The 12,865-nt window shown below is 52.9% G+C and carries 6 protein-coding genes, 1 tRNA gene and 1 pseudogene; all 8 read left to right on the top strand.

Translation table 11 applies throughout. The features are described from left to right. The first annotated feature begins 398 nt into the window (after positions 1–398). Positions 399–1,646 carry a glycosyltransferase family 4 protein gene (locus tag GN112_RS30445; protein WP_155313584.1) on the top strand — a complete coding sequence of 416 codons (1,248 nt, stop codon included), beginning with the start codon at positions 399–401 and terminating at the stop codon, positions 1,644–1,646. Next, positions 1,633–2,382, top strand: coding sequence for a class I SAM-dependent methyltransferase (locus GN112_RS30440; RefSeq protein WP_155313583.1), 750 nt, complete (start codon positions 1,633–1,635; stop codon positions 2,380–2,382). Before GN112_RS30445 ends, GN112_RS30440 begins: the two co-directional genes overlap by 14 nt. Before the next feature lie 44 nt (positions 2,383–2,426). Continuing rightward, positions 2,427–2,502 (top strand) — tRNA-Asn (locus GN112_RS30435). A 223-nt stretch (positions 2,503–2,725) separates the two neighbouring features. After that, positions 2,726–4,843, top strand: a pseudogene (locus GN112_RS34690) (class I SAM-dependent DNA methyltransferase). After that, positions 4,840–6,072: a restriction endonuclease subunit S gene (locus GN112_RS30425; RefSeq protein ID WP_155313582.1), complete on the top strand. Its 1,233-nt coding sequence runs from the start codon at positions 4,840–4,842 to the stop codon at positions 6,070–6,072. Before GN112_RS34690 ends, GN112_RS30425 begins: the two are co-directional and overlap by 4 nt. A gap of 28 nt (positions 6,073–6,100) precedes the next feature. Continuing rightward, entirely contained in the window at positions 6,101–7,072 is a 972-nt protein-coding gene (locus tag GN112_RS30420; RefSeq protein ID WP_155313581.1) for an AAA family ATPase, read from the top strand. After that, positions 7,032–9,182 carry a S8 family peptidase gene (locus GN112_RS30415; protein WP_155313580.1) on the top strand — a complete coding sequence of 717 codons (2,151 nt, stop codon included), beginning with the start codon at positions 7,032–7,034 and terminating at the stop codon, positions 9,180–9,182. Before GN112_RS30420 ends, GN112_RS30415 begins: the two co-directional genes overlap by 41 nt. Then, positions 9,179–12,424 (top strand): type I restriction endonuclease subunit R, encoded by a 3,246-nt coding sequence (locus GN112_RS30410; protein WP_155313579.1) that lies wholly within the window; start codon positions 9,179–9,181, stop codon positions 12,422–12,424. Before GN112_RS30415 ends, GN112_RS30410 begins: the two co-directional genes overlap by 4 nt. The last annotated feature ends 441 nt before the right edge of the window (positions 12,425–12,865 follow it).

Below are 12,865 nucleotides of genomic sequence, written 5' to 3'. Positions count from 1 at the left end.
CATTCTCCCAGCCGTATTCGACGATAATGGATCGTTACCGTTCACCATGTTCCTGATATCGGCCGGCTCATATCAAACTAAACCCCAATGTTGCATAAAAAAGGTTGAGAAAAATCGCCAATTGCCATGGTTATCGGATATGAGATCCACGCCTTGTTCATTTTTGGAATCAACCGCCCGTACATCCCATGATAGGGCAAATTTTATCCGAGTTTTGCAACATTGGGGAAAGGGATTCCCGTGGTCCACGACGGCTGAAATCGACGGGCAGAGGGATCGACCGGCGGGATCGGTGTCCACCCCCTCGCAAAGTAGCGAAAATGCTTGACGACACCAATCACCGGAGGTAAGGGGGGCTTTTTTGTGCCCATAATCCTAAACAGAACTATTGACCATCCATGACCAATCACCTCGACCGCCCGCTGAAAATCTGCCTGCTGAGCTACCGGAGCAACCCCCATTGCGGCGGCCAGGGCGTCTACCTTAAAAACCTGAGCCGCGGGCTCAAGGCGATCGGCCATCATGTAGAGGTAGTCTCCGGGCCACCGGATCCCATGCTGGATGCGGATATTCCCGTTTACCGGCTGCCGTGCCTGGACCTGTACAATCCGGACAACCTGTTTCGCACGCCAAGCGTTGCGGAGTTGTCCGATCCGGTCAATTTCATGGAGTGGGCCGGGGTCTCAACCATGGGTTTTCCCGAGCCTTTTACCTTTGGCATCCGTGCCCATCGATTCCTGCGTTCCCGCCTGCGTAACTATGACATCGTCCATGACAACCAGAGTCTTTCCTATGGTGTCGGAGCCATCGCGCGGCGGATTCCCACGCTGGCGACCATTCACCACCCCATCACCATCGATCGGAAGATCGCCGTGCGCGCCGTGCGCTCCTACTGGAAAAAACTCAAGCAGTTGCGCTGGTTCTCGTTTATCGGCATGCAGAAGCGGGTGTCGCGGAACCTTAAACGAATCATCACCGTTTCCGAATGCGCCCGCCGGGATATCGCCCGGGAGTTTCGCATTCCGGCCGACCGATTCCGAGTGGTGCCCAACGGTATCGACACGGGGCTGTTTTATCCCATCCCTGAAATCCCGCGGGAGCCGGGCCGCATCATTGTCACCACCAGTGCGGATGTGCCCCTCAAAGGGCTCTACTACCTGCTGCACGCCGTGGCCCGGGTTTCGCGCAGTCACGCCATCCGCCTGGTGGTGGTGGGCACACCCAAGCCAAACGGCGGCATCAGCCGGCTGATCCGGCGGCTGGGCATTGGCGATCGCATTGTCTTTACCGGCCGCATCAGCAATGCGGAGTTCGTCCGCCAGTACGCCCGGGCGGCCATGGCCGTGGTGGCCTCGGTGTACGAAGGGTTCGGCCTGCCGGCGGGCGAAGCCATGGCCTGCGGGGTACCATTGATCAGCACCACCGGGGGCGCCCTGCCCGAAGTGGTCGGCAACGCCGGCATGCTGGTGCCTCCCGGAAACCATCACGCCCTGGCCAGGGCGATCACCCACCTACTCGACCATCCCGAGCGGGCCGCCGAAATGGGACGCCGGGGATACCAGCGGGTCCAGCAGCACTTCACCTGGACGCGGGCGGCCGAGAAAACCGCCGCCGCCTACCGGGAGACAATTCGTGATTACCGTTGATTTTTCCAGACTGAGCATCCGGCCCGGCGATCGCATTCTGGACATCGGCTGCGGCTCGGGCCGCCACACTGCTGCGGCCTACCGGCTGAATGGGGTGAGGGTGACCGGTGCGGACCTTAACGTTGAAGATCTCAAGGAGGCCCGTGCCCGCCTTGATTTCCACGACCGGCTGGGTGAGCATGGCGACGGGGTCTGGTCTCTGGCGGCAGCCGATGTGACGGCCCTGCCCTTTCCCGACGCCTGCTTTGATCTGGTGATCTGCAGTGAAGTGTTGGAACATATTCCCGACGATGAATTGGCCATGACTGAAATCGTCCGCGTGCTCAAGCCCGGCAAACCGCTGGTGGTCAGTGTGCCGCGCTACCTGCCTGAGCGCATCTGCTGGGCCCTGTCCGACGACTATTTCAACGCCAACCAGGGTCATGTGCGCATCTACCGTAAAAGTGCGCTCACCGACCGGCTGGAACGAACCGGCACCCGGTGCGTGGGCCATCATTACGCCCACAGCATCCATGCCCCCTACTGGTGGCTGAAATGTCTTGTCGGGCCAACGCGCACCGATGCCATAGCAGCCCGTCTTTACCACCGCCTGCTGGTCTGGGATATCATGCACAAACCCTGGATCACCCGATTCATCGACCGGCTGCTCAACCCGATTCTGGGCAAAAGCCTGGTCATCTACCTGATCAAAAACAGCATCAAAAAAGGGCTTGACATTAAAGTGGCACTCGACTAATTAAGACGCTTCCTTCGCCGCCACAACGGCTGAAGAAACTTTGATCCCCAGTAGCTCAGTCGGCAGAGCAAGTGGCTGTTAACCACTGGGTCCGCGGTTCGAGTCCGTGCTGGGGAGCCAAACAAAACAAGGGGTTACAGATTTTCGGTCTGTAGCCCCTTTTTCATTTCCAACCTTCGGGACAAAATTCGGCTTTTTTCGTCGTATGGCAAAAAAACTGCCGTGTTCGGTTCAGCGTTAATGGCGATTCCCTTTCAACAAGTCAGCTTTCGTCGCGGTTTATTCTGTTGGAGCATTCCATGACCGAAAATGATATTGTCTATAGCAAAGGAAATGATTAGGCATGGCCCAACTGGAACATATTGAAGCGATTGAAAAGCGACTCTGGACGGCGGCCGATACCCTAAGGGCCAACTCCACTTATGCCAGTAATGAATATTTTTTGCCGGTCATGGGACTGGTTTTCCTGCGGCATGCCTACGGCCGATATCTGATGGTCAAATCCACGATCGAAGGGAACCTTCCCAAGCGAGGCGGTAAGACGCGTACGCTGACCAAAGAGGATTTTTCCCAGAGAAGCTCCATTTTTCTCCGGCCGAAAGCGCAGTTCGATCACCTCGTGGCGCTACCAGACATGGAAGACCGTGCTCAAGCGATCATTGAGGCCATGGAATCCATCGAAACGGATTACGAAAGCCTGCGGGGCGTACTGCCCAAGAGTGAATACCAGGAACTGGACAACGATGTCATTGGGCAGCTTCTGCGCACGCTGAACCCCGATGAGTTGAAAAAGGTTGACGGTGACGTATTCGGCCGGATTTACGAATATTTCCTTACCCAGTTTGCCGACCAGAAGGCCCACGATGGCGGTGAGTTTTTCACCCCGATTTCCCTGGTTTCGTTGATTGCCCATGTGCTTGATCCCGAACGCGGTACCGTGCTCGATCCGGCCTGTGGGTCGGGAGGCATGTTCGTGCAAAGCGCACGGACCGTGGAGGAACAGGGCCAGAACCCGACCGAGCGACTCACTTTCCGCGGCCTGGAGAAAAACGCCACCACCATCCGTCTGGCCAAAATGAATCTGGCTGTTCATGGTCTGGAAGGCGATATCCAGAAGGCCATCACCTATTATAAAGATCCCCACGAACTGGTGGGCAAGGCCGATTATGTGATGGCCAATCCGCCCTTCAACGTGGATGAGATCGATGCGGACAGGGTCAAGACCGACCCGCGTGTGCCCTTTGGTCTACCGGGGGTGAACAAGAAGGACAAGGTTTCCAACGGCAACTATGTATGGATCAGCTATTTTTAAAGCTACCTCAATGAGACCGGCCGGGCCGGTTTTGTCATGTCCTCCCAGGCGTCCAGCGCCGGTAGGGATGAGGCCAAGGTGCGCCAAAAGCTGATCGAAACCGGTGATGTGGAGATCATGATCGCCATCCGGTCCAACTTTTTTTATACGCGGACCGTGCCCTGCGAGCTGTGGTTTCTGAACCGGGCCAAGCCCGAAGCATACCGGGACAAGGTCCTGATGATCGATGCCCGCAACATCTATCGTAAGGTGACGCGTAAAATTTATGATTTTTCACCCGAGCAGGAGCGGAACATCCTGGCCATCGTGGCGCTTTATCGCGGCCATACAGAACGATATCTTAACAAGGTGCATGCTTATTGCGAGCGGATGCTGGACGAAGCGGCCGGTTGTTTTGAATCCCAGGATGATAATGGCGAAGGAATTACGCCTTTGCCGGATTTCATGGACTGCCTGGATTCGCTTAAAAAGGTCGTCCAACCGTTCATTAAGACACTCGCAAAAGATGATGCCCACGCGGAAGCATGGACGGAATTCAGTTCCACAATAGCCGAGTGCGACAAGGATATTAAAGCCTTCAAAAAAGAGCTGGCTACGCAGCAGGCCGCCTGGAAAAAGAAAACAAAGACCACCAACGGTGCGCTCAAAAAAGCCGTGGACCAGATGGCAACCCTGGCGGAATCCAGCCGCAGTCTGGTCAAGCAGACTGATTTGCTGTTCAAATTGGCATCCCGAATGATTGAAACCTGCGAAACCGAGTGCAAGGCACGTGAAAACGATGCATGGTCCGGAAAAGAGGTCAATCTTGCCCGCAAAGCCGCGGACAAAGCCCGGGGGCTGGCGGTGGAGCAGCTAAAGCAGGTACGCTACTTCTGGCGGCAGGCCCACTGGTTGACCGAGCGGTTTCCCGATGCCAAGTTGTGTGATGTGGAAGGGTTGGTCAAGCTTGTGGAGAAGTCCGAAATCGAAGCCAATGATTGGTCCCTGACACCGGGGCGTTATGTGGGTGTGGCTCCGGAAGAGGAGGATGAGGATTTTGATTTTGAAGAGGCCATGCGGGAGATTCATGTGGAGTTGGATGACCTTAATGGTGAATCTGTGAAACTGGCGGCAGCGATTAAGAAAAATTTTGAGGAGTTGGGGGTATGAGTTGGGCCACACACCTCATCGGCGAGTTTATTGAAAAAAATGATATCAATATACAAACTGGACCGTTCGGAACTCAGCTAAAAGCCTCGGACTATACAGTTGAAGGTACTCCAGTCATTAATGTTAGAAATGTCGGATATGGAGAGCTGAGGGCAGAGAAACTCGAATTTGTTCCAGATTCAGTGGTTACACGCCTAAAGAAGCACTTATTGGTGTCTTCTGATATTGTTTTTGGTCGTAAGGGCGCTGTGGATCGTCACCTTCTGGTTAAAGATGGACAGGAAGGTTGGATGCAAGGATCTGATTGTATCCGTATGAGATTCTTGACTGATTCTATTAACCCATTTTTCCTCTCCTATGCACTTCGCTTAGAGGGGCACAAACAGTGGATGCTAACTCAATGTGCAAACAAGGCGACGATGGCATCCTTGAACCAGGATGTAATTTGTCGAATTCCTATTAAGCTACCAGGTAAGAAAACCCAGGAAGCAGTAGTAAAAATCCTGCGTACCTACGACGACCTAATCGAAAACAACCGCCGCCGAATTCAGTTGCTGGAGCAGGCGGCCCGGTTGCTTTACAAAGAGTGGTTTGTTTATCTCCGTTTTCCCGGCCATGATCATGTGAAGATCAAGGGAGGTGTACCGGAGGGGTGGGAAAAAGTGACCGTTCCAGACATCATCGAGATCAATCCAAAAGAAACAATAACGAAGGGGATTGATATTCATTATGTGCCTATGTCAAGTCTTTCTACAAGCGGTATGGCAATAAACAATTCATATATTGAAATTCGTAATAAGCCCACATCTGTCAAATTTCGGAATGGTGATGTACTCTTCGCCCGAATAACGCCTTGTTTGGAAAATGGAAAAACCGGTTTTGTGAATTTCTTGGCCGAAGATGAGGTGGCCTGCGGCTCTACTGAATTCATAGTGTTACGAGGTGATCGAGTTAGTCCTTATTTCACATATTGTCTTTCAAGAACTTATGATTTCAAGGAAAATGCCATTAAAAGTATGATTGGATCATCAGGTAGACAACGCGTTCAAGTATCCTGCTTTGGTGAATATCAGATAGGACTCCCTAAAAGAATCCTGCTTGATCAGTTTGATGACTTCGCTTCAAAATGCTTTAATCAAATTGCGCTTCTGATTCGACAGAATGAACGATTGGTAAAAGCCCGCGACCTTCTTCTTCCCCGCCTAATGAGTGGCGAGGTTGCGGTGTAGAATATGAAACATCCAGAAGGAACCCACCATGGCAACGGCTGAACAAATAAAATCCCTGATACGCTCCCATCTAAAAAATGATCCCGAGCGTTTCTATTCCATCGCCCTGCAGGTGGCCGCACACGAAGCCAGGCAGGGGCATAGCTCATTGGCGCACGATATCCGCGATATTGTGGATAAGGCACGTAAGGATAGAGGCGCGGTGGTCCTGCAGTTCCCAAAAGACATACTGGGGCTTGTGATCTCCGACAATCCGGATATCACCAAATCGGCGATGGTTATTCCCACGGCCCTGGAAATGCGAATTGACCGGATCATTCATGAATACCGGCAGCAAAGCAAACTCAAAGCCCATGGTTTGACCCATCGCCGAAAAATACTGCTCATCGGCCCTCCCGGTACAGGAAAAACCATGACCGCCAAAGTGCTTGCCCACGAGCTGCATTTGCCATTACATACGATTCAGGTGGATCGCCTGGTGACCAAATTCATGGGGGAGACCAGCGCCAAGCTGCGCCAGATCTTCGACCTGATTCAAAGTCAAATGGGCGTGTATCTTTTTGACGAGTTCGATGCCATCGGCGGTGAACGCTCCCTGGAAAACGACGTGGGGGAGATGCGCCGGGTGTTAAATGCCTTCCTGCAGTTCATTGAGCAGGATGCCTCCGACAGCATCATCGTGGCCGCAACCAACAGCCCCAAACTGCTTGACCGAGCGCTTTTCAGACGGTTTGACGATGTCATGTATTACGAACAGCCGACCAATGAAGAACGCAAGCGATTGATCGAGAATGTTTTGGGAACCTACCTGGGATCTCGGTTTGCATGGAAGCAGGTGGTCGCCGACAGCCGTGATCTGAGCCATGCGGAAATCGACCAGGCATGCCGTGATGCCATCAAACACATGATCTTGTCGGAAAAGAACACGGTAACGGCAACGGATTTGTTGATGACAATAAATGAAAGATCACTTCCTGAAGAAAATCCTGGAATACGCTGAAGAGAATACTGAAAAAGGGCGGCCAAAGAATGCCGACCTGATCAACAGCATAGCGGATATCCGAAAAGCGCTCTCCATCGAATCCTTCTGGCAGGATGCAAAATCCCTGATTCCCGACCACACGCCTCAATGGTGTGAAATCTGGTTGAGTAACGATACCGATGCGGTCATTTCGGGTTTTGAAACACTCCTAAAAAAATTACAATTGCCATCGAAGACCGGGATTATCCGCTTCCCGGAACGGGCCGTTAAACTCGTTTTGGCCAATCGCGATCAATTGGCCCAGCTTTCACAATTATCCGATGACATTGCCGAATACAGGCGGGCAAAAAGCACTGCCGAATTCTGGACGGGATTGCGGAACAAGGACCAAGCCGAGTGGGTACGTGATCTGTTGGAGCGAACGCGATATGAACTGGTCCCTGATGTTTCCGTATGCATCCTGGACACTGGCGTAAACAACGGTCATCCCATCATTGGACCGGTTCTAAGCGATGTCGACTGCCAGGCTGTAGATCCGTCATGGGGGACCCATGACCACGATAAACACGGCACATTGATGGCCGGGATAGCAGCTTATGGCGATCTGGTCGAAGCGCTTTCAGGCAACAACCCAATAAACCTCAACCACTGCCTTGAATCCGTCAAAATTCTCCCGCCGGAAGGTGCCAACCCAACCGAATTGTGGGGACATATCACGTCACAGGGAATCAGTCGGGCTGAGATCAAGGCACCGGATCGAAAACGAATCCACTGTATGGCCGTGGCTGCCGCGGATACCCGCGACCAGGGCCGGCCGAGTTCCTGGTCAGGACAATTGGATCAGATTGCCGCCGGGACGAACGATGATACTCGAAGGTTGCTGATCGTCAGTGCCGGCAATGCAGACCCGGCTGGATGGGCAGAATATCCGAGCTCTCAGCTGACCGACTCGATTCATGATCCGGGTCAATCCTGGAATGCATTGACGGTTGGCGCCTATACCGAACTGGACGCCATTCAGGATCGAACGTTTGAAGACTATAACCCGATGGCTCCCAAAAGCGGGCTGTCTCCTTTTTCAACCACATCATTGTGCTGGGAAGACAACAAATGGCCGAACAAGCCGGAAATCGTGCTTGAAGGTGGCAACCTGGCTAGCGATGCAAATGGTTTTGCTACGGAATGTGACGATCTTTCCTTGCTCTCCACCTATTATGATCCACAAAGAAGTCATTTTCACCCATTCAATATGACCAGTGCTGCAACAGCCCAGGGTGCCTGGATGGCTGCCCGGATTCAGGCCCAGTACCCTGAATTCTGGCCGGAAACCATTCGCGCCCTGCTGGTACACTCCGCCAGTTGGCCTGAGGGCCTTTGGCAACAGTTTAGCGGTGATGGATCGAAAACCGCCCTGAAGAAACTGCTCAGCATATGCGGTTATGGTGTGCCCAACCTGGAACGTGCACTTTTCAGTGCATCCAACAGTCTGACTTTGATCGCCCAGGCCGAATTACAGCCCTTTGACAAAAAAAGAGATGATTCAGGAAATCCAACGTCCGGCTACCGGACCAAGGATATGCACTTGTATGAATTGCCCTGGCCAAAAGATGTGTTGCGCGGCCTGCCGGATGAAACGGACGTGGAGATGCGGGTGACGCTTTCCTATTTCATCGAGCCCGGCCCCGGCGAGATCGGATGGCAGGATCGATATCGCTACGCATCCCACGCGTTGCGGTTCGAACTGAATTCACCTGGCGAAGGAAAAGAGGAGTTGATCAAAAGAATCAATAAGGCCTCCAGGGACGAAGAGGAAGGTCATCCGGGCACCGCGAGCGCTTCCAAGTACTGGAGGATCGGTCAGGCACGCGATAGAGGCTCGATACATTCTGATATCTGGCAGGGTACGGCGCAAGAACTGGCGGATTCCCATATTATTGCGATTTATCCGCGTATTGGTTGGTGGCGGGAGCGGGCCCATCTAAAGCGTTGGGATCGCCGGACACGGTATGCCCTGGTTGTGTCGATTACCACGCCGGAGGAGCGCATTGACCTTTACACGCCCGTAGCCATTCAGGTCGGCATCGCCGTGCCGATTGAAATACCGGTTCGGGCAAAAGGTGAGCAATGAACGAATACACCGAGGACACCCTGGTCCAGCAGACAACGGCCGAGTACCTTGAACAGGAGCTTGGCTGGCGATCGGTCTACGCCTACAACACTGAGGATTTAGGGCCGGACAGCCTGCTGGGACGGGAGTCGGATCGCGAGGTGGTGTTAACGCGCATCCTGCGCGAGAAGTTGATCGACTTCAATCCCAATCTACCTGAATCCGCCTATGATGATGCCGTAAGGCAGCTCACCGCCACGGTGGCCACCCAGACCCTTGCAGCCACTAACCGGGAAAAATATGGCCTCGTGCGCGACGGGGTTCAAGTCGTTTTTCGTAACGACAGGGGGGAACGAGAACGCCGGCGGCTGAAGATTTTCGATTTTAACGAACCGGCCAACAACGATTTTCTTTGTGTGCGGGAGTTATGGGTAAAGGGCGACCTTTATCGGCGTAGGGCCGACATTGTGGGATTTGTCAATGGCTTGCCCCTATTGTTCATGGAGCTAAAAAACATCAGTAAGGAGATTCGTGCGGCCTATGAGCAAAACTTCAAGGATTACCTGGATACAATCCCGCGCCTGTTCCATCACAACGCATTCGTGGTGCTGGCCAATGGCGTGGATGCCAAGATCGGATCGGTGACCAGCCGCTTCGAGCATTTTCACGAGTGGAAACGCCTGGCCGAGGAGCAGCCAGGTGCCGTGGATATGGAAACCTTGCTCAAAGGGGTGTGCGAGAAAACGAACTTCATGGATCTGCTGGAAAACTTCATCCTCTTTGACGACTCGGCTGGCAAAACAAAAAAGATCCTGTCGCGAAACCATCAGTTCCTGGGCGTAAACCGGGCCATTGAGGCGGTTTCCGCCCGCAAAAAACGCAATGGCAAGCTGGGTGTATTTTGGCATACCCAGGGGGCGGGAAAAAGCTACTCCATGGTGATGTTCGCCCGCAAGGTTCATCGCCGGCTGGGTGCCAATTTCACCTTTGTGGTGTTGACCGACCGCGAAGATCTGGATACGCAGATTTACAAAACCTTTGCCGGGTGCGGTGTCGTGGACCACGATCGCGACCCGTGCCGTGCCGCCAGCGGTGAGCACCTCAGCCGGTTGATAGCTCAGCATAAGTCCCATATTTTTTCGTTGATCCAAAAGTTCAACCGGGAGGTGTACCCGAACGAGGGGTACACAAAACGCGATGATATCATTGTCATGACAGATGAGGCCCACCGCACCCAGTACGGGACATTGGCGCTGAACATGCGCAATGCCCTGCCCAATGCCGCTTACATCGGATTCACCGGTACACCGTTGTTCAAAGATGACCAGATCACGCGGCGGGTGTTCGGGGAATATGTGTCCACCTATGATTTTCAACGGGCCGTGGAGGATAAGGCCACGGTGCCGCTCTATTACGATACTCGGGGGGATAAGCTCGGCGTGGCGGTGGGCGACCTGAATGAACGCATTGCCGAGAAGCTGGAAGCGCTGGAAACTGACGACGTGGATGTGGAACAGCGCCTGGAACAGGAACTCAAGCGCGATTACCATATCATCACCGCCGGCAAACGGCTCGACCAGGTGGCACGGGATTTTGTGAAACACTATTCAACTGCCTGGGAAACCGGCAAGGCCATGCTGGTTTGTATCGATAAGATAACCTGCGTGCGGATGCATCGGCTTATAGAGTTCTATTGGAACGAGAGAATGCATAAACTAGAAGCGGCATTGTCGTCGACCACCGATGAACAGGATGAGCAGTACAGACGACGCCAGATCATGTGGATGCGTAGTACGCGTATGGCGGTTGTGGTTAGCGAAGAGCAAGGAGAGATAGAAAAGTTCAACAAATGGGATCTGGACATTACCCTCCATCGTCGTTTGATCAAGGAAGGAATGGATCTGCCGGAGGAGATGCACCAACAGCCGCAATTTCGCAACATGCAGCGACTGACTTTGGAGGATGCCTTCAAGGCTGAAGCCCATCCTTTCAGGGTTGCCATTGTTTGTGCCATGTGGCTGACGGGCTTCGATGTGCCAAGCTTATCGACGCTTTATCTGGATAAACCGCTCAGGGCCCACACGTTGATGCAGGCCATCGCCCGGGCCAACCGCGTGAACGAGGGTAAGAATAATGGGCTGATCGTGGACTATTGTGGCATCCTGAAAAACCTGCGCAAGGCACTGGCGATCTTTGCCGGCATAGGAGATGGCGCTCGTAGCGGTACAGATGACGAAATCGACCCCGCCAAACCCGAAGCGGAACTCCTGGCCGACCTGGTTGAAGCCATTGCTTTTGTGAGGAGCTTTCTTTCTGAGCGGAACACTTCGCTGGACGACATCATGACCCAGACCGGCTTTGAGCGGAATGCGGCCATCCTTGCTGCCAAGGAAGCGGCCAACGAAAACGACGAAACACGGAAACGGTTTGAGGTGATGTGCCGCGAGGTGTTCAGCAAATTTAAGGCCTGTCTCACGGTTGAAGGTATAAATGATCACAGGCGTGAATATGAGACCATCAATATCGTGTATAAGAGCTTGCAGGAGGATCGGAAAAAAGCGGATATTTCCGATATTATGAGGCAGCTGCATCGGATCGTTGACGAGGCGATTGTTGTTGAACCCGATCAAGTGGCCAATGAACAAGCCCCTTATGATATCAGCATGATCGATTTTGATCTGCTACGACGTGAATTTGAGCGAAGCCCGGCCAAACGGACCACCGTGCAAAATTTCAAGTCGGCAATTGAACTACGTCTGCGACGTCTGTTGGAGCAGAACCCTCTGCGTACGAACTTTCAACAGCACTATGAGAAAATCGTTTCTGAATATAACCGCGAAAAAGATCGGGCGACGATCGAAAAGACCTTCGAAGCGTTGCTACATTTCGTGGAAACTATGAGCGAGGAAGAGAAACGTGCCATTCGTGAAGGGCTCGACGAGGAGTCTCTGGCTATCTTTGATCTGCTTCGGAAGGAAGCATTGATCCCATCCGACATTGATCGAATTAAAAAAGTATCAGTGGAATTACTTAAAAATTTGAAAACCGAAAAGCTGAAGATCGACCATTGGCGGGACAAAGAGGCAACCCGGGATGCGGTCCGGGTTTCCATCCGGGATTTCCTATGGAGCGATGAAACGGGGCTGCCGGTCGATGCCTATGACGAAAATGAAGTTAACTGCAAGGCTGAAGCTGTCTTTGTTCATGTTTATCGGGCTTATCCTACGGTACCATCCCCGTATTATGCGGCGATGGCAACATGACCACAGATCTTTTAATTAGCCATTATCGATCCGGCAATGAGAAAACAGGGCAACCGCCTTTGTCGTTGCGACGAGTTCGTCGTCAAGTTTGGCGAAAGTGTTTTTCAGGATGCCCATTGGGACTGAACGTGGTGGTGCTTTTATGCGATTCTAACCTATGCGGGCTGAAATTATGCGTTTTGATTTAACCATCTAAAGAAAGGCATAAACTCATTCCCGTTATCGCATAACGGGCAATCAATCCAATGTCTTTTTCAGGAATGCCGATATGTCTTTCCAGCAAGCGTCCCAATCCGTCGGACCATCGCTATGCCCGAAATCATAAAGTAGAAGTTTGGCCTGTGGGAGGCGGTGGACCCTTTTCACAATACAGGTCCCAAAGCTTGTCGATGGCCCAGCGTTTATTCTCGGCATCTTCAGTCGCTTTCTTGGCTGCCTCAA

The sequence above is a fragment of the Desulfosarcina ovata subsp. ovata genome (assembly GCF_009689005.1).
In the GTDB taxonomy this organism is placed as follows: Bacteria; Desulfobacterota; Desulfobacteria; order Desulfobacterales; family Desulfosarcinaceae; genus Desulfosarcina; species Desulfosarcina ovata.
This window is presented reverse-complemented; position numbering and strand designations above follow the sequence as displayed.